The sequence below is a fragment of the Bartonella sp. TT29SHDZB genome, assembly GCF_042193395.1.
In the GTDB taxonomy this organism is placed as follows: domain Bacteria; phylum Pseudomonadota; class Alphaproteobacteria; order Rhizobiales; family Rhizobiaceae; genus Bartonella.
On sequence record NZ_JBHILQ010000001.1, the window covers coordinates 39,284 to 57,898 of the forward strand.

At 37.9% G+C, this 18,615-nt stretch carries 14 protein-coding genes; 4 read left to right on the plus strand and 10 right to left on the minus strand.

The window, feature by feature from the left end:
* Positions 1-621: 621 nt before the first annotated feature.
* From ACFIJJ_RS00180 to ACFIJJ_RS00195, 4 genes are all read right to left on the minus strand, one after another.
* On the minus strand, positions 622-1,677 hold the full coding sequence (locus tag ACFIJJ_RS00180) for a DUF2125 domain-containing protein (RefSeq protein WP_375645699.1): 1,056 nt from the start codon (positions 1,675-1,677) through the stop codon (positions 622-624).
* Positions 1,678-2,401: 724 nt separating this feature from the next.
* Positions 2,402-3,148 carry a glutamine amidotransferase gene (locus ACFIJJ_RS00185; protein ID WP_375622108.1) on the minus strand — a complete coding sequence of 249 codons (747 nt, stop codon included), beginning with the start codon at positions 3,146-3,148 and terminating at the stop codon, positions 2,402-2,404.
* A 147-nt stretch (positions 3,149-3,295) separates the two neighbouring features.
* Positions 3,296-4,855, minus strand: a complete 1,560-nt coding sequence (locus ACFIJJ_RS00190) for a heme biosynthesis protein HemY (RefSeq protein ID WP_375645600.1) — start codon at positions 4,853-4,855, stop codon at positions 3,296-3,298.
* A gap of 11 nt (positions 4,856-4,866) precedes the next feature.
* Positions 4,867-6,051, minus strand: a complete 1,185-nt coding sequence (locus ACFIJJ_RS00195) for a COG4223 family protein (RefSeq protein WP_375622106.1) — start codon at positions 6,049-6,051, stop codon at positions 4,867-4,869.
* Between the two features lie 286 nt (positions 6,052-6,337).
* Here ACFIJJ_RS00195 and tsaD point away from each other — a divergent pair, with 286 nt between their 5' ends.
* The 3 genes from tsaD to ACFIJJ_RS00210 all read left to right on the plus strand — a co-directional run bounded on the left by tsaD (position 6,338) and on the right by ACFIJJ_RS00210 (position 10,027).
* On the plus strand, positions 6,338-7,432 hold the full coding sequence (gene tsaD / locus ACFIJJ_RS00200) for a tRNA (adenosine(37)-N6)-threonylcarbamoyltransferase complex transferase subunit TsaD (protein ID WP_375622105.1): 1,095 nt from the start codon (positions 6,338-6,340) through the stop codon (positions 7,430-7,432).
* Between the two features lie 586 nt (positions 7,433-8,018).
* A complete protein-coding gene (locus ACFIJJ_RS00205; RefSeq protein ID WP_375622104.1) occupies positions 8,019-8,453 on the plus strand; it encodes an EVE domain-containing protein in 435 nt (144 codons plus the stop codon).
* A gap of 893 nt (positions 8,454-9,346) precedes the next feature.
* Positions 9,347-10,027: a response regulator transcription factor gene (locus ACFIJJ_RS00210; RefSeq protein WP_375622103.1), complete on the plus strand. Its 681-nt coding sequence runs from the start codon at positions 9,347-9,349 to the stop codon at positions 10,025-10,027.
* A gap of 903 nt (positions 10,028-10,930) precedes the next feature.
* Here the strand turns inward: ACFIJJ_RS00210 and ACFIJJ_RS00215 are convergent.
* The 5 genes from ACFIJJ_RS00215 to argH all read right to left on the minus strand — a co-directional run bounded on the left by ACFIJJ_RS00215 (position 10,931) and on the right by argH (position 17,400).
* Positions 10,931-11,701: a class I SAM-dependent methyltransferase gene (locus ACFIJJ_RS00215; RefSeq protein WP_375622102.1), complete on the minus strand. Its 771-nt coding sequence runs from the start codon at positions 11,699-11,701 to the stop codon at positions 10,931-10,933.
* Positions 11,702-11,923: 222 nt separating this feature from the next.
* The gene (locus ACFIJJ_RS00220; RefSeq protein ID WP_375645602.1) at positions 11,924-14,353 is read right to left on the minus strand and encodes a TIGR02302 family protein; all 2,430 of its coding nucleotides are present in this window, start codon (positions 14,351-14,353) and stop codon (positions 11,924-11,926) included.
* A 126-nt stretch (positions 14,354-14,479) separates the two neighbouring features.
* The gene (gene lysA, locus ACFIJJ_RS00225; protein ID WP_375645603.1) at positions 14,480-15,760 is read right to left on the minus strand and encodes a diaminopimelate decarboxylase; all 1,281 of its coding nucleotides are present in this window, start codon (positions 15,758-15,760) and stop codon (positions 14,480-14,482) included.
* Between the two features lie 8 nt (positions 15,761-15,768).
* Positions 15,769-15,948, minus strand: coding sequence for an LPS translocon maturation chaperone LptM (locus tag ACFIJJ_RS00230; protein WP_375622099.1), 180 nt, complete (start codon positions 15,946-15,948; stop codon positions 15,769-15,771).
* Between the two features lie 51 nt (positions 15,949-15,999).
* Positions 16,000-17,400, minus strand: a complete 1,401-nt coding sequence (argH, locus tag ACFIJJ_RS00235) for an argininosuccinate lyase (RefSeq protein ID WP_375622098.1) — start codon at positions 17,398-17,400, stop codon at positions 16,000-16,002.
* Positions 17,401-17,432: 32 nt separating this feature from the next.
* Between argH and ACFIJJ_RS00240 the strand changes: the two genes are divergently transcribed.
* Complete coding sequence (locus ACFIJJ_RS00240; protein WP_375622097.1) at positions 17,433-18,128, plus strand: TlpA disulfide reductase family protein; 696 nt, start codon at positions 17,433-17,435, stop codon at positions 18,126-18,128.
* Positions 18,129-18,130: 2 nt separating this feature from the next.
* On the opposite strand, the gene ACFIJJ_RS00245 is transcribed toward ACFIJJ_RS00240, so the two are convergent.
* Positions 18,131-18,607 carry a YaiI/YqxD family protein gene (locus ACFIJJ_RS00245; RefSeq protein WP_273790302.1) on the minus strand — a complete coding sequence of 159 codons (477 nt, stop codon included), beginning with the start codon at positions 18,605-18,607 and terminating at the stop codon, positions 18,131-18,133.
* Positions 18,608-18,615 lie beyond the last annotated feature (8 nt).

The window sequence follows — 18,615 nt, forward strand, 5'->3', positions numbered from 1 at the left end:
GAAATAGCAAGCACTGAGAAATATTATTTTAATAAATGCGTAAATATGCAATACAAATATATTCTGTTTTGCGTGGAAGACATATGGCTTCATTAAAAAACATCAGAAATAAAAGGATAAGCTTAATCCATTATTTAAAAGATATAACTGTAACTGCTTTTGAAATGCGTAAAATCGAATAAAAAATGACAGTAAAGATGAATGTTGATTTTTCTCTTTACAACTTCATATTTTTCTCCAGCTAGTCTGTTTACTTGTTTTAAGAGGTTACTCCCAAACAGATATATGCAATATGCTGCTCATTCCATATATAAAGACAAAGGTTCCTAACAAGCACCACACCACCTGTATAAAAAGGCAATTCAGCATGCTTTAAAATGACACTTTTCTATACAAACACTGTTACTATATGTAGTTTGATATAAGATTTTGTACTAAGTGAAAAGAGGTTGGACGAGTTAGGAGTAGGTGGTAATTTTTTATTTTTATAGCTATTTTTTTTACCATTAAATACGCATTTTGTTAAAATAGATTTTGACACTCTAAAATTGTAAAAAAGTATGAAAATCAGAAAAAATCGAAATTTGGTAGTAAAAATGAAAAAAGGCTTTGGTACAACACCTAAAGCGGAGCAAGACGACCAAGTTTTAAAAATCCCAATTTTACCCACCCGTTGTCAATGAGTAAGGAAAGAACAGGAGCGCCGTCCGCATTTTTAGGCAGGGTACCCAAAATAAAAAATAACGCTTGAAGATTATTGGTTTGCGTGGGAAATAAATGCTGCAGAGTGTTAAGAAGCTTCATGGACTGAACAAGGACAAGTTCAAATTTTGCTGTCAAATATCCTTCATCATCAACAGAAAAAGGTCCACTAATACGCACTGCACCACCTGTATGAAAAGCTAATTCACCTTGCTTTAAAAGTCCACTTTTTCCATACAATCGCTGTTGCCAATTTTTTCCTTCATTTTCAAACAGAAGAGAGGCATCATTTAAAATCCATTTCAAATTGCCATCAATTTTAGGAATATCAACAAAAGAAGATTTTAAAAAGGGAGAAGCATCAAAACCATCAAAAGTTATATGTCCCGATAAATCATTCTTTTCATGTTTAAGATCAAGTCGAAAAAATTCTGCCGTTATTTTTTGGGAAGCTTCTTTTGGCTCTAATGGCTGAATAATCACGTTATGCGTATTTTGCAAAGATACTTGATTTTCAACATTTTTTTGTGTCGTTTTGTTATCTGTCGTTTGTGCTCCTAATGCTTCTTGAAGCTTTTGATCTTCAGGGGAAGAGGAAAAAGGTGAAACCTCAAGCCCTTCAGCTATAAACTTCAATGTCTTACCCGTTTTCCAATAAGGTTCTGTTTCAATCAGCAAATTGCGCCAACTGGATACTATGGAAGTTTTTCCAGAAAAAACAATTAATGCAGGAGCATGAACATTAAACTCGACCAAATGAGGTGCATAAATTGGTGCACCAGCTGTTAAACGCCCCGTCGATACAGAAACCCCATGTAAAGGCCAAGAAAATTGAAACTTGTCACAAACAACACCGACATGTAAAGGATAACCATCCTTGCGCATATTCTCGCATACCGCCACTATATTATGGGAAGATATTTTTGCGAATATATCAGAAACATAGTCTTCTATTTTACGTGAAAAAAAAACCAGAGTGCGCTATAAATAAATATCAGAGCAAGAAAAAAGCACCCCCAAATTAAATAACTCAAAGAAAAACTTTTTTGTGATGATGGTATTTGAAAGGATTTAGACAATATTCAAACTTTCTATATCTCTTAACTTTTTTCTCACCTTAAAAAGGATAAAGATTCCTCACCCACACTAATCTGTAAATAATCGAGCTCCTTATCTAGCGCGCTTTATCTTCTGATCACTTCAAGAAGTCCCTATACATCGTTCTAAAGTATAGTATCTCATAAGCTCAACAAACAAGATTTTCTTAAAAAAACCCATTACACCCTTTAACAAAAAACACCTCATGTGTAAAGTTTTACATAGATTTTCTACCTCTGCCTTAAACCATACTGTTTTACAGCACAACAAAAATGATAATGAATAGTGTCTCTTAACGATAAAGCCATTGAGCCCCCCATCTTTACGCTTATGGAGGAGCAAACCAGCACTATCATTATAATTTGGCTAACCCCCAAATGTTGCGCAGCCCTTGGCACTTAAGACAGCTCATAAGAGGCATTTTTAGTCTTTTCCTATATAGTTTTTCCCACACGCCAGCCCTACTTGTGACATATAAGCAAGAGGTTTTTATTGAGTCAACATACACAGGTTTGGAATGAAAAAACCTTACTATATTCGGGGTTCTCATTCAATATACAAAACCGTGAATTACCTATATAAATCAATTCGTTGTCAACAATCACACAAGTACGGGCGGTGTACAAAAAATCTGGTGTAATGCGCTTTCAAACCATTGGCTCAAAGCTCGATCATAGATTAAACGACCTTTCAAATGTGCACAAGCAGGTTGAGCACCTTTTTCAGTCAATTTATGTGCCGAACGCACGACCAAACGCCGCATCATAGCACGTGTAAATTCAGCATGAAATTGCAAGCCCCATGCATTGCTTCCATAACGAAAAGCTTGTGTAGGATATGTATTCCCTGTTGCCAAAAGCATTGCCTCTTTCGGTAAATCATAAATACCTTCATCATGGAAATGGTAGACCATCTCTGGCCAATTCATCAATTCCTTCCCTTGTAGGGTTGCTTCTAGTGGATACCAGCCGACTTCAACAGTCCCATCACTTCTTGTACCAACGCGCGCCCCTAGATTTCGCGCTAACATTTGTGCTCCAAGACAAATACCCAAAAAAGGCTTATTTTCCTTTAGCGACAACGAAATCCAGTCAATTTCGTCACCAATATAGGCTTCGCTGTCATTCACACTCATCGGTCCCCCTAAAATAACAACACCGGCATAATGTTCTAATGTATCAGGGAGTTTTTGTCCAAAAATAGGACGATAAATATCAAGAACAAAACCATTTTGTTGTAAAAATTTTCCCAAACGACCAGTGTAGGTAGAGTGCCGATGAATAACAACAGCAATCCTTGGTTTGTTATTTTTTGGTTTTTTTCCAAGACATCTCTGATTTAAAAACATTTTTTAACCAATTACCTTTGCAATCAAGCAAAACTTCATTTTTTAAGCATAAGAGAATAATTTGATTGAACAAGATTAACGATAATTTTTTCTCCTACATTAATTATTTCTTCCGACAAAACGCTCAGACTACCCTATTAACACAATTTAAAATAAACGAAATTTCTTCCTCGATAAAGACGTTTCTTCTTCTGTTTTAACCCCTGGATCATCAACATTTAAGTGAGTTTGGCCGAATGTATTTACATCTTGTTCTTTTATATCTTGTTTCTCCACCTGCGCATTATGCAAAAAAGAATCATCTATAGGTGTTAATTTTTCAAGCTTCTTATCTTCAACATCATCACTTTTTTCCATAACATACTCTTTGTCTTGCTTTTTCGGCACAATATTGTCCGCCTCTAATGTGAGAGAAGGCATACAAGGAGGCGCCTTCCATTCAAAACAGCCCAAACGTCCACTGATTGGAGAAACCGCTGACCAAGAAGAAAAAATGGCCCCATCACACATCCATACTGGATCACGTTCAGCACGAAGTGCTAAAGAAAGCCATTGACGTACAGCAGCCTGATTGTTTCCCTGTGCCTCTTCAATATCTGCCAATAATAAATAAACACTTTCCCGTGGATGATACTGCAATGCTTTTTGTGCCTGCTCTCTTGCTAATACTGTTTCACCAGCATCCAAAGCTGCTTTAGCAATAAGGAAAGCCGACTCAAATGCATCTTCATTATAAGCAGCAAGTGTCTTAGCCCTTTTCAATCGCCCAATAGCTCCTTCTTCTCTTTCCAGATAAAGTGCTCCCAAGTCAGGATGAGGATTCTTTTGCCAAGCCGCTATAATCATTTTATCCGCTTTACGCGTTTCATTTAACTTATAAAGAATATCAGCAGCAATCACTGTTATTGGAACAAAATCAGGCGCCAATTTATGGGCTTTCAAAATGGCTTCACGTGCTTGTACAGGATGTGTATCAAACAAAGAAAGTGCCTGCCCACTTAGTAGTAAAACCTGTATATGCTGCCGCTCTGGAGTCGCGCGAACAGAACGCGGGAGAGCTTTATTTGCTCTTTCAAAAACAGTAAGTGCCTTATCCCATTTACCCTCAGCACTTAATCGATCAAGCACCGCCTGATGCGCCCATAAAAGTGCTGGCGATAAAGTCAGTGCCTCTTCGGCATATTGTTGCGCTGCCTCATAAGCTTTACTCTTCATCGCTTCACGAAACAAACCATAAAGTCCAACCAGTTTTGTCGAATCTTCCTTTCTCATCTCTTCATAAAGACCGATGGCGCGAACAGAATTATTTTGTAAAGACAAGGTTTGCGCTTGTAAAAGTTTTACCAATGGCTCTTGTTTTCCTGCAAGATATTTAGCAACCCGTGCTTCCATTTTTTGCGCAACCATACTATCACCAGCAAAAGTTGCGAGAATCCCCTTTGAAAGAGCTTCGTAACCACGCTTTTGATGGCGTTTATAAAAATAATTGGAAAGAGCACTCGGTATGGAAAAAAAGAAAGACAATAACCACCATAAAAGCACCAGCGTTACAAAAAATAAAATAAGCACACTTAACACTGTAAGCAATGAAGCAGAAAATCTGAAATGCAAAAATGTGAGAACAAAAATACCATTGTGATTAGCTACCCACGTGAAAGCTAAACCGAGGATACAAACAACAAAAATATAAATAAAAACACGTATCATCTTGGGCCTATTTACATCTTTGTTGCTTTAAAAGATCCTTGGTGCACAGACAATAACAATTGCTGCAACAACTGTTGAATAGCAATATGTCTTTCAAGCTGCTTAATAAAATCCCTTGAAACATCTTTTGCACTTTGGGGCAATGATTGCCATTCGCTCAAAGCCTTTTCGTAATCACCAGCTTGAATGGCAACTTCCATGCGTGCCGCAATAGCCCCCAGCGTTGTCCCTTCAACATTTCCAATCGGTCGCGAAACAATGAGCCCTTTTATCCACGCTAAAATTCGGTCAAAAAAACCAGCATCTGATGCAACAATATTTTGCGTACCAACAATTGCATCGGCAACATGAGCAAAATCAACTGAAAGTTGTGCTGAGCTTGGAAGACCCACTGTAGCTGTTTTTTGCAACACATCAAGTCCATTAATCGAAGGCGATAATTGTTGTAACAGCTTTAATTCATTATTATAAGATCCACCACGTTCTACAGCATTTTTTAATGAACTAATTGCAGTAAAGAGCGCGGTATTTATTTCTTTTTTTTCACTATTTTTAACAGCAATTTCTTCCTGTAGTGCTTCTAACTGTTGTTTTAACGCAGCAAGATCATTTGCATTGCTCAACCCAACAGACAAAGCCGTCTCTATATCTTTCGATTTTCTAATAAAGGTTTGTACAATTTCTTCAAGAGCTTTTACTTTTTCCTCTAAAATCGCAAAAGCTTTTTTGCTTTCTTCTTTCGATAGTTCATCATTTTTCGTTGTTTTAAACTGTTGTGATGAAAAAGAAGAAAACTCTGTTTTTAACGCATCGATTTCTTGAAAGACCCGCCTCAATTGTTCCTTTGTATCTTCACCTTGACTTTTTGCAGCTTCAGCAATCTGCAAAGCTTTTTCCCCCCCAGCAGAATTTCCCACAAAAGGAGAAGGAAAGAAACCAGCCCATTGAAGCCCCATAAAAATTCCCAAAGCAATGAATCCCCCCAAAATTCCAGAAAGGGACAAGAAAAGCCAAGTTGTACCAGAGATACTTTTATCCTGACCTTGCATATTCTGTTTTTCTCGCGCATGAGATTCTACAGAATTGTGGTTTTTTTCCTCTGAATCATGGGGAACAGCTTCATGTTCAATAACTGGTTTCTTACGGCGCGTACCAGCATAATGTGGTTTAACTTTTGGTTTTGAAGAATCGACCATCTCTGTCACTTTTCGTGCACACTTTTTTTAATGATAAAGTAATAAAATGAAAAAAGTTTTAAAAACGCAGCTTTTCTCAATAATATTTACAATTATCGCCTTTAATAGACAAGTTTTTAAAAAAACATTTGCATTTTATACTCGAAAATACAGCTTTATTTTTTAATCAACGATATCATAAAATTCAAAGAAATAGAAAAATCAATTCTAAGAGAAATACTTTGCATCTTTTTCTGTTCATGGTACGCACGCAGGAAAGAAGCTTCAATATAAGGTTTTGTTTAAAATGCGTCTGCTGGGAATAGAAACAAGTTGTGATGAAACGGCAGCAGCTATCATTGAATATAACAATGAATCAAACAGCCGAATTCTTTCCAATGTTGTTTGGAGTCAAATTGATCACCATGCACCTTACGGCGGTGTTGTTCCTGAAATTGCTGCTCGTGCCCATGTTGAAGTTCTTGATCATTTAATTCTGCAAGCACTAACAGAAGCAAACACAAAATTAAAAGATATTGATGGCATTGCAGCCACCAGTGGACCTGGTTTGATAGGAGGATTGTTGGTAGGCGTTATGAGCGCAAAAGCACTCTCTCTTGCCACTGGCAAACCATTTATTGCGGTAAATCACTTAGAGGGACATGCTTTAACAGCTGTGTTAACGCACAACGTCAGCTTTCCTTATTTATTACTTTTGGTTTCAGGAGGTCATACACAAACAATCCTTGTTCATGGAGTAGGCAACTACCAACGTTTAGGAACCACTATTGATGATGCATTAGGAGAGGCCTTTGATAAAACAGCAAAACTTTTAGGTCTTCCTTATCCTGGTGGACCAGCACTTGAAAAAGCAGCTTTATTTGGTGATAAAAATCGCATCCCTCTTCCACGTCCTTTAAAAGGTGAAAAACGATTAGATTTTTCTTTTTCAGGACTCAAAACTGCTGTTCGACAAGCCGCAACAGCCATAGCTCCTCTTACAGAAAATGATATTGCTGACATTGCCGCAAGTTTTCAAGCCGCCGTAACCGATACAGTACGTGATCGCGTTCACCTCGCTCTACAACACTTTGCCCACCAATATCCTCTCTCTCATAATCAAGAAAAACGTTCTCCTGCTTTGGTTGTTGCGGGCGGCGTTGCCGCAAACCAAGCCATTCGCTCTACATTACAAGAACTTGCCCATCAACATGGTTTTGAATTTATAGCCCCTCCTCTTTCCTTGTGTACCGATAATGCTGCAATGATTGCTTTTGCCGGTGCACAAAAGCTTGCACGAGGAGAAACAAGCCCTCTTGATATTGCCCCTCGCTCACGCTGGCCATTAGATGAAAAAGCCCCCCCCTTGATCGGGATGGGTCGCCGTGGAACAAAAGCATAAGAAAATTGACGTCCCACACACACCTTAAAGAACGAAGATTTCTACTCAATCCGGTCTATAGATAGCCTGAATTCTCTATCGAGCAGCTTCCACCTGCTTCCCACACACACAATTCACTTAACCCAAAGCTCAACACGTAAACCTAAATATTCACCACATATTCTGAAAACCTTCATGTTTCAAAAAACTGCCTTATATCATTACATTTCAAATGACGGTATTTTACAGCATAATAAGATCTACTCTCTCCCACGAAGCATAAATATGAATGCCATTCGTTGACCTCTTCATCTTTGACCATTCATTCGTTTCATTGCCATTGTAATCTTAAAGCTTTTTAGAACCAATTTTCTTCATTTTTTCCCAAAAACTCTTATAGTGACCGCATTTCAAACCATAGCTGAAAAGATAAGAAAAGAGCAAAATACCTTTATACAACATGAAATATTAATGGAGCGCGTCTCTCTATTTTGAAACAAGAAAAAACAGATAATAGCCGTTCTTTACCCCATTTTAAAAATCATCGTTGATGGTATTACAAAGATACTTATAAAAATGCATAACAATTTATGAAAAAGGTGAACTTATGGCTTATTGGCTTTTTAAATCTGAACCCTATAAATGGTCATGGGAGATGCAAAAGAAAAAAGGAGCTAATGGCGAACAATGGGATGGTGTACGCAATTATCAAGCCCGTAATAATATGCGCGCCATGAAATATGGTGATAAAGGTTTTTTTTATCACTCAAATAAAGGTTTAGAAATTGTGGGCATTGTAGAAATATGTGCTGAAGCACACCCTGATTCTACAAGCTCTGATCCACGCTGGGAATGTGTGGATATCCGTGCACTTTGTGACATGCCAACACCTGTTTCATTAAAACAAATTAAAGCCAACCCCAAACTAGCAAATATGGCGTTGGTCAAAACCAGCCGCTTATCAGTGCAACCCGTGACAGAAGATGAATGGAAAGAAGTCTGTTTGATGGGCAACCTTAAGAGGGAAATGCTTTTATCTTAAAACAATAATTTTTATTCATTAACTCATATAAAAAGATGCTTTATAGCGCAAAAGAATAAGCACAACACATCCTTCTGTTGAGGTATTCTCATGCTAAATGCATAAATATGATATTTTTCTTTGTCATTTTTTATCCTGCACTCTTTCTCAATACAGTCTCCTTCCAAATTACACAAAAAGCCTCTTTATGATGCATCTTTTCGGCATTGCTAAAGGCAAAGCTTGCTCAACGATTATAATAAGCAACACCACGAACATAACACTCAATCCCCTTCGCACACAAATGCAACAAAAAAACAAAACTGAACGTGGATAAAAAATAATAAAAATGATCGTGAAGTTCTCCTAAACAGTGCATATGCGCTAGGTTTTGCACAATTCTCTTCACGCTTAAAAAACGCATCATATTGCGTGTTCATTGTTTTGCATGTTGGACGAGTGCGCCTCATACCGCAGGATTCTCTCATTCCCAACCTGTTTATATTGAATCAATCAAAAGCTATTTGCTTGCACATTACAAGCGGAGAAAGTCCCATATGGATAAAAACCGTGAAAGAAAGAACTAAAAATTCCTCCTATGAATCGTCTCAAGTGCCAAGGACTGTCCGCAACACCCACGAACTAGCAAAGTGAATGATAGTGCCACCTTGTTTCTCCATAAAGCGTAAAGATGATGACACTCAATGGCTAAAACACGTTCTAGAACATAAAAAACGCTTCCAACCAATACGTAAAATACTCTACAGACGGAATACCTTCTTTTCAGCAAGCAACCATTAGAAATTATAAAAATTTATTTTTTAGAAGCGCTCTCTTTTAATTTTTCTTGCATGAAATCTCATTTTTCATGAAACTATACCAATCAGTGCATCAACATGCCTATAAGGAAAAACATGAACCACTATACTCTTTTAATCGTTGAAGATGATGATCTACGCCCCATTTTAGTAGAACAATTGCAAATGCATCAAGAGTTTAAAATTTTCCAAGCAAAAACAGCAGAAGCGGGAATGAGAATAATCCAAGAAGAAAATATTGATCTCACTATTTTGGGATTTCAACTTCCTGATCTTGATGGCTACAAAGCCGTTAAACAATTACGCACCCAAGGATTTCGTGCCCCCATTATCATGATAATAAATTATGATACAGACTGTGATAATATTTTAGATCTTGAAACAGGCGCCAATGATTATGTAACAAAACCCTTTCGCTTTGCGGTGTTATTAGCGAGAATTCGAGCACAGTTGCGCCAATATGAACAAAATGAAGACGCAACCTTTCATATTGGTCCCTATACTTTTAAACTAAGACAAAAACTTCTTCTTGATCAATGCAACAATAAAATCTGTCTCACAGAAAAAGAAGCAGCGATCCTTAAATGTCTCTATCATGCCAATGATAAAATTGTCAGCCGTGAAACATTGTTAGAACAAGTTTGGGGATATAATGAAAATATTATCACCCATACTTTAGAAACCCATATCTATCGTTTGCGACAAAAAATCGAAAACGATCCCTCCAATGCACAAATTCTCATGACAGATCAAAATGGTTATCGTTTAAATCTTTAATTCGAGATTTACTGTTTCAAAAATAATTTTAATATCCTAAATGAAAACAAAAACGAGATAAAAAAACTTCGCATATAATAATTCGAATGCTATTACATAGAACTTACTCTTATGACAAAAGATATAACATTATGAATAAAAAACGAAATATTCCAACATGAGAACCAGAAACAAAAATGCTTTCAAACCTCACAATATACTTTGTAACTTCTGTTTCACATGCTTTTGTTCTTTTTAAAATTTTTAATATGTTCCGCATATAAATAATCGTGATATCTTTTAGCAACATTCTTGATCATAACTATCATCTTTAGATGAGTGCTATTTATGATTATTTTTTCAGAAACACCGCTCCACGCACTGCTTTATCTCACATTCACTAGCCTAAATTGAGAGATGTTTTTTATCTTTATAGTTTTCCTCCATTCTTTATGATTTTATATTCTCTTAAGAGATGGTATAATTTAATGATATAACGCTAAATATTTATCCTAACGATAAAGCCATAGAGCACCACCATCTTTACGCTTATAAAAGAACAAACCGGCACCATCACACACTTTGTTAGATCTCGATGTTGCAAGAGGAGCCCTTGATACTTGAGATGGTTCATAAGAAGCATTTTAATCCTTCCTTGTACAGTTTTTAACCACCATGAACCATATTATGTAAGATCCCTTGGACTCTGCTATTTTTATGCTTACGAAGATACCAGCATTTTTTCTCTTAAAATGTTTCCACTATTCATGAAATATGGTTCGGTATATAGATACTTGAGATTTTTTATTCACATGCCAATTCCACATATTAATGTACAAAGGAATATTTTTTAATTGTAAATGCAAAAAATTGAAATAAGAGAATGCCTCTATATTTGCGGTTCTTATGACAATGACAAAATGATTAATTATCTTTATAAATTAAAATATTTCTTGTCTGTGGTGATAAAGCAGGAATAAAAATACGTCGCGACTGACGACGCTGTACGAGCAAACCCTGATAAACACGTTTTTGTGCTTGACACATTAAGAGTCCACCAAAATAAGGCAAAAGATAGCGAGCAAATGGCTCATAAAAAAATGAGAACAACCGCGAAAAATACCCCGTAGAGGGCATATAGTGTACAATTTCTTGTATTGGCCCAGAAACAAAATTTGTTTTTTCGAACAAACGAATAATCTGTTGCCGACTATAGGGTTCGCCATAACCAAAGGGCGTAGTAATATTGCGCGCCCAAAAACCAGAGCGATTAGGTACAATAACGATCAAGTGGCCATTAGGTGCTAAAACACGCCATATTTCATTCAACGTTTCAAATGAATTTTCTGTATATTCTAATGCATGGACCAATAAAATACAGTCAACTGACGCATCAGGAAGGGGCAAATCTTCTTCAAAAACAAGCGCTGTAGCAACTTGCTCAGCACAAGGCCAAGGCGAAGCACCCTGAGCAGCAGGCATAAAAGCAAAACATTGTTGGGCACGTTCACGCAATACAGAAAGATAAGGAAGCGCATAACCCAACCCCATAATTCGTTTATCGGTAAGATCAGGCCACCATAAATTCAATTGGTCACACAACGTCTTTTGCACACGCAGCCCAAGTGCAGAAGCATAAAAATCTTTCAGCGTAACGATATCCAACTCAACATACCATGTAGAAACAAATTTCAAACATTACAGATTTTCATATACCAAACCTATATGGACTTCTGCTCTTTTTCCGCAATAGCGAACATTTCAATATTGCATATTTTAAACTTAAATGATCAAAAAATCAGTACAGCAGGATGATTATTGCGTTACAAGCACTTTAATCATTTTTTTAGAGATGAACTCCATAGAGGTTCTTCATACACTGTTTTTGACATCAATTAAGAAAAAAGCCAACATTGGTTAATTAAAATGAAGCAATCTTTCAAGATAGTTTTTTTCTTCTTCTGGAAGATGCTCTTTACCAAGACGTTTGCGAATTTCATCCAAAATCTGCCGCGTACGCATTTGATCACTTTCTTGTGGTAGTGCCTCACCTTCTTGTTTTTCATCTGTTTTTGAAGAAAGTGGACGTCCTAACGGATCTTTAGGACCAGAATCAGCATTTTGATCATCTCCCGTTTCTTTGAGTGTTTCGCGCATTTTTTTCAAAACATTTTGTGCACCTTGCCTCAAAGATTCCAAAGCATCAGACTGATTTTGTATAGATACCTGATGATTTCCATTATCAAGAGCATTTTCCGCAGAATTCATTTTTTCTTCTGCCATTTTTAATGCGCCCCCTGTTTCAAATCCTTGTTCTGATAATTCTTTTTCCAATGTTGATAATTCAGACTGCAATTCAGCTTGACGTTTTTTTAAAGATTTTTTTTGTGTTTCCGGTACATTTTCTCCGCGTTTTTGTTCCATCTCTAACTGATGTGTTTCATTGAGAATTTCTTGCTGACGACGCATTAAATCTCCAAGCTGGTCCATCTTTTCTTTCATTTGTGCAGATTGGCTTTTTTCTCCCTCATTTTGATTGCCTTTTTGCACCTGCAAATGATCAAGCGTCTGTTCAACTTCCGCCAAGAGTTGTTCAGCTGCTAAAGAAGAACCCGTTTTAGCCATTTCCTCAATTAAATTTAGTTTTTCTTGTAATGTAGCTTCAGAAAGATTAGGACTTTTTGAGCTTTTAGAATTTTTAGAAACTTGACTATCTGGTGTTTTTTCAGCCAAAGCACGAATATACTCATCCATAGCTTGACGTAAATCTGCCATAAGCCGTTCAATTTCTGCCGCTGGAGCACCGTAACGCAATGCATCACGTAAAGCAGCTTGTGCTTGTTTTAACTTTTTTTGCACGGATTCAAGTTGATTGCCTTCAATACCCAAAGCAATTTGCCATAAATAATCCACCACATCGCGCAAATCCTCGTCTGTTTGTGCCAAAGAAAGTCTTGTCCACGCACTTTGTAGAACAATAAAATGCGATGCATTTTGCAGCCCCTTTTCTGGACGCACAAGCAAAGCAGAAAGCATATCCAATACACGCTCTCTCGCAGAAGCATCAAGCGCTAATAAACGACGCAATTCAACCACTGCGCGTGCAACAGGATTCGAAAAAACACGCTGTGGTAATATCATAACAAAAGTTTTGCTACGCCCTTTCTGCCCCGCACCATCTTCTGCCACCAAAGTAATTTTAACTTGCGAACCCGCCCATGGATGCGCTGATACATCGTGCACCGTCCGCATTTTCCCCTTTCCACCACGCGGAAGAAGAAGCTCTATTTCCGGAGCATTATAAAGAGAAGAAACACTTTTATTCTGAGGAAGAAAAGGCTCTATTTCAACAAAAGCCTTTGTCACACCATAATCATCATCCACCACATATCGTAACTCCAATGATCCCGTTAAAATCCTCCCTGGTTTTTCCAACCAATGAATTGTTGGAAGCGTGTCCTTAATTATCTGCAAATGCCATTGCTGTTTTTTACGACGTGATGATACAAATAAATTTATTGAATGCTTTAAATGTGTTTCAAAATGAACGATTGGATCATTCAAAGTTGTTTGTTCCGTTTTCTCTGAAAACGAAACTTCCCTCCCATCTTCTACAGACTTTGCTTTTACTGTAATGCCAGCCCCATTGACAACGCGCACAACAACATTACTCCCTTCAGGGATTTCTCGTTGTGTTTTCTCATCTTTTGTCAAATAAATCGGTGCCACACCGGTATAAGCAGGGGGTGTTACCCAAGCATCAATCCGCATGAGTTTTTCATCAACGACAGGACGAAAATCAAAGGCATCAGCCAAACGCCCCCCTTGTGAACCAAAAGAAAAACTAAAAGCGCACACAAAAAGAAGAGCACACAAAGCCCTCAAAGCCAAAGGATCATAATCCGCACTATTAAGAGAGATAAATCCAGTTTTTAAATGGTATAATTGCTTTGCCATTCGGCGTTGATGTTCACGCCAAATAACAGCACTAAAATCTTCATCATTTTCAGAACATAAACGATCTGTCTGAATATTCAAAGGCTGGTGTCTAAGATCATTGACGCGTTCAAGGCGGCAATTTACTTCCCGCATTGTGGGAAACCGAAAACGAATAAGAAAAAATAAACTCGCCCCAGCACAAACAAGTATAACCCCAAGTAAAAGCAAATGTGACCAATAGCCCAAAATGCCAAAAAGTCCCAACCAGCTAAACGAACAAAAGAGACTAAGAACGAGGAAAAATGGCAACAACCGTACCCACATCCGTTCAAATGAAAGGATCCCCCACATCAAAATGCGCACACACAAAAGTTTCATTGCAAAACCTTTGATGTTTTTATTTTTCATAAACAAGCATTTATCCCCTTTTATCGTGGTGCATTAAGATCATAAACCCCATACAAAACAATTTCTAGAAAATAAATTGTTTCATCAAAGTTTAGTAAAAATAAGACCCAAAATATTTAATAATGCTCAATCTAATTTTGGCTCAATCCAATCTGGAATATGATCACAGCCTATCAATTGTGCATAATCAAGGCGTGGACGAATGACTGCATAACGTGTATCCTGAACTAGAACTTCCGGCACCAAAAGTCGACTATTATAAGTGCTTGCCATCACTGCGCCATAAGCCCCTGCTCCTGTTACCATCAAAACATCACCCGCTTTTAACACTGGTAAAGAACGTTCCAAGCCTAAATAATCACCAGTTTCACAAATAGGACCAACAATATCAGCATTAATCAGAGGGGCATCTACTGGTGTTTTTTTCACTGGCATTACATTTTGCCACGCATCATAAAGCGTTGGACGCATGAAATCATTCATCGCCGCATCAACAATAACAAAATTTCGTCCTTCCCCCTTTTTTAAATACACAACCGATGTTACCAACACACCGGCTTCACCAACAATACTACGCCCAGGTTCTAAGATAATATTGATCCCTAAAGGCGCAATATGTTTCTGTACCAGTGCTGCATACTCAAAAGGAGAAGGTACTGGATGCTTCTCATAACCATAAGGAATACCAAGCCCGCCCCCAATATCGATATGGGTTATCGCATAACCATTATTCCATAATTGACGCACAAAATCTGCAACAATAACAAATGCATCTTCAAACGGTTTTAAATCACAAATTTGACTGCCAATATGGAGATCAACACCACACACATGAAGACCAGGCAATTGAGCTGCTTTTTTATATGCATCACCCGCCAAAGACAGTGGAATACCAAATTTATTCTCAGACTTACCTGTTGTAATTTTTTTGTGAGTCTTAGCATCCACATCAGGATTAATGCGTAAAGAAATACGAGCTGTTTTTGAAAGCGCAGCAGCCCGCGCCGATAATTGTTCAAGTTCTGGCTCTGATTCAACATTAAAACAATAAATATCTTGTGCAAGAGCAAAATCTATTTCTCTCACTGTTTTACCAACACCAGAATAAACAATATTCTGCGCAGGAATACCAACAGCAAGTGCACGCCGTAATTCCCCTTCTGAGACCACATCAGCTCCCGCTCCATTGTTAGCTAAAAGTTGTAAAACTGCTTGATTGGAATTCGCTTTAACCGCATAAGCAATTAAACTCGGCATATCATGAAATGCATTCTGATAATCTTTAAAATGTGCAACGATTGCGCTAGCTGAATAACAATAAAAAGGTGTTTCAACTTCCCGCGCAAGTTCCAAAAGAGAAAGACCTTCAGCGTGAAGCACACCCTGATGATAAGAAAAAAAACGCATAAAAATTCCTATTGTATTAACCGATCAAGAATAAAAGGTTTATCTGTTTTACCTTGAGAAACAAAAGTTCCTTGTGAAGAATTCACTCCTGTTGAAGGAGGTAACTCTAATGACCCTTTACGCCCACACCCAACGATACCCAAGCCCCCAAAAAGGACAATTATCAACCCCTTTAATATAATTTTCATCTGTCCTCTTTCCTCATCTCGATCTCTTTGTTACCTTTAAAATACAATCACTCAAGCGCTCACGAGACGCTTTTTCCAATACGCAATTTGCCGAAGAACCTCTGAAGGCGCTGTTCCCCCAAAGCTTTTACGACTTTCAACAGATTTTTCAACGGTCAAAACATCAAAAAGTGCCGCATTAATATCAGGACAAATTGCTTGAAGTTCATCTAATGATAAATCCTGAAGGCGACACTGTTTTCTTTCTGCCAATGCTACAGCACGCCCCGTTATATGATGTGCTTCACGAAAAGGAATCCCTAATTCACGTACAAGCCAATCAGCAAAATCCGTAGCTGTTGCATATCCTAAATCTGCTGCTTGTTTCATGGCTTTTTTATTCACTTTCAAATCAGCAATCATCCCTGTCATTGCTGCTAGTGATAATTCCAAACTCAAAGCCCCATCAAACACATATTCTTTATCTTCTTGCATATCCTTTGAATAAGCAAGCGGTAATCCTTTCATCACCGTTAACAATCCCATAAGCGCACCATTCAATCGACCTGCTTTCGCTCGTACTAACTCTGCCGCATCAGGATTTCTCTTTTGTGGCATAATGGAAGACCCTGTTGAAAAAGCATCTGATAAATGAATAAAACAAAACTGTGCACTTGACCAAAGAATTATTTCTTCCGCCAATCGCGAAAGATGTGTTGCACAAAGAGCGCCAGCGCTTAAAAATTCCAATGCAAAGTCACGATCTGAAACACTATCAATTGAATTGCGTGTAGGTTCGCGAAAGCCTAGCGCTTTTGCTGTCATAAAACGGTCAATTGGAAAGCCTGTCCCCGCTAAAGCAGCCGCCCCTAAAGGCGATTCATTCATTCGCTCAAGAGCATCACGCATCCGCGATAAATCTCGACCAAACATTTCAACATAAGCCATCATATAATGACCCAATGTTATGGGTTGAGCCAATTGTAAATGCGTAAAGCCTGGCATAAAGGTATCAACATGTTGTTCTGCGCGAATAAGTAATTGCTCTATCAATCCTTTTAAAGCTTGTGCTATCTTTTGCGTTGCTTCACGTACCCACAAGCGAAAATCAACAGCAACTTGATCATTGCGTGAACGCGCCGTATGCAAACGCCCAGCTACAGGACCTATCAATTCGCTCAACCGCGCTTCAATATTCATATGAATATCTTCAAGCTTTCGTGAAAAAACAAATTTACCGTCTTCAATTTCTTGGCGAATAAGTTTCAAACCATGAACAATTTTTTCATAATCTGATTGTGAAATGATTTTCGTTTGCGTTAACATAGCCGCATGAGAAAGAGAACCTTCAATATCTTGTCGATAAAGTTTTTGATCAAAATCAATAGAGGCATTAATTTCTTCCATAATTGCAGCAGGACCTGCCGCAAACCGACCACCCCACATTTGGTTCTTTAACTTCTCATCTGTCATATTCTGAAAACACCCCTCCAAAGGACAAAATTATGATTTTTCAAATTTTCATCAGCAAAAAAAACAATAAAAAAAGGCAACTTTCCCTTGCATTCTTTATCATTGCATTGAGTTTATACGCAACCATAAACTACGATACCAAAAGAGAGTTTTTTCTTTTCAATTTCATTTCAGCAGCACAAGCACAAGAAATAAATACTAATAAAGCACGAGCAGAAAAAATGATGGCGATACGAAAAGCAGCAAAAGGCTTTTTTAGCCACATACGATTTGCTGATACGCCCTCAGATATGAATAAACTCTCTTTCAAGGATATTCTAGGAAAAGAGCACACACTCAGCGAATTTACTGGAAAACCAATGCTGGTCAATCTATGGGCTATTTGGTGTGCACCTTGCCGCACAGAAATGCCTGAACTTGCGCAATTAAAACGTGAATTAGGTGGAGAAAACTTTGATGTCATAGCTATTAATATCGATAAAACTGCTTCTCCTGAAAAAATTCAGCAATTTTTACAGAATATTCATTCAGATAATTTGCTTTACTATCGCGATGAAACAATGGATATTTTCAATAATGTTAGAAAACAGGGGCTCGCTTTAGGACTCCCCATTACATTGCTCATTGATAAAGAGGGATATCTCATTGCTTCTTTCAATGGTGCAGCTCCATGGGCCAATGACGATGCCAAAGCACTTATAAAAGCAGTCATTAAAGAAGCCCTATAACTTTAATAACCGCGTCTTTTTAAACGTTGTATAACAAGATCCAGTGCTGACAAAAAAGCAGAACGGTCTTTACGAGAAAAAGGACGGGGACCACCTATTATACTGCCCTGTCCACGCAAATCTTCCATCAAATTGCGCATCGCCAAAGCCTGACCAATTGAATTTACATCAAAAATACGCCCCGTTGGCGAAAGACAAAAACCCCCAGCTTGCACAACCCGTGCTGCTAAAGGAATATCACTGGTAATAACGATACTTGCCTCATGCACATGTTCTACAATCCAATCATCAGCACCATTGAATTCACCAGCAACGACCACTCTTTCAATGAGTGCTTCATCTGGAAGGGACAAAGAACGATTTGCCACAACAAATGTCTTAAGCTGATAACGATTCATCACACGATAAACTTCATCTTTTACAGGACAAGCATCCGCATCAATCAACAAAGTGATAGCAGGCTTTATTGGGATATTCATACCTTGGC

What these genes read in the sequence shown, in the direction of transcription:
- argH (WP_375622098.1), bottom strand. Translation starts at nt 17,400, where the DNA reads ATGACAGATGAGAAGTTAAAGAACCAAATGTGGGGTGGTCGGTTTGCG.
- ACFIJJ_RS00205 (WP_375622104.1), top strand. Translation starts at nt 8,019, where the DNA reads ATGGCTTATTGGCTTTTTAAATCTGAACCCTATAAATGGTCATGGGAG.
- ACFIJJ_RS00230 (WP_375622099.1), bottom strand. Translation starts at nt 15,948, where the DNA reads ATGAAAATTATATTAAAGGGGTTGATAATTGTCCTTTTTGGGGGCTTG.
- ACFIJJ_RS00185 (WP_375622108.1), bottom strand. Translation starts at nt 3,148, where the DNA reads ATGTTTTTAAATCAGAGATGTCTTGGAAAAAAACCAAAAAATAACAAA.
- ACFIJJ_RS00245 (WP_273790302.1), bottom strand. Translation starts at nt 18,607, where the DNA reads ATGAATATCCCAATAAAGCCTGCTATCACTTTGTTGATTGATGCGGAT.
- ACFIJJ_RS00190 (WP_375645600.1), bottom strand. Translation starts at nt 4,855, where the DNA reads ATGATACGTGTTTTTATTTATATTTTTGTTGTTTGTATCCTCGGTTTA.
- tsaD (WP_375622105.1), top strand. Translation starts at nt 6,338, where the DNA reads ATGCGTCTGCTGGGAATAGAAACAAGTTGTGATGAAACGGCAGCAGCT.
- ACFIJJ_RS00220 (WP_375645602.1), bottom strand. Translation starts at nt 14,353, where the DNA reads ATGAAAAATAAAAACATCAAAGGTTTTGCAATGAAACTTTTGTGTGTG.
- ACFIJJ_RS00240 (WP_375622097.1), top strand. Translation starts at nt 17,433, where the DNA reads ATGATTTTTCAAATTTTCATCAGCAAAAAAAACAATAAAAAAAGGCAA.
- lysA (WP_375645603.1), bottom strand. Translation starts at nt 15,760, where the DNA reads ATGCGTTTTTTTTCTTATCATCAGGGTGTGCTTCACGCTGAAGGTCTT.
- ACFIJJ_RS00210 (WP_375622103.1), top strand. Translation starts at nt 9,347, where the DNA reads ATGAACCACTATACTCTTTTAATCGTTGAAGATGATGATCTACGCCCC.
- ACFIJJ_RS00195 (WP_375622106.1), bottom strand. Translation starts at nt 6,051, where the DNA reads ATGGTCGATTCTTCAAAACCAAAAGTTAAACCACATTATGCTGGTACG.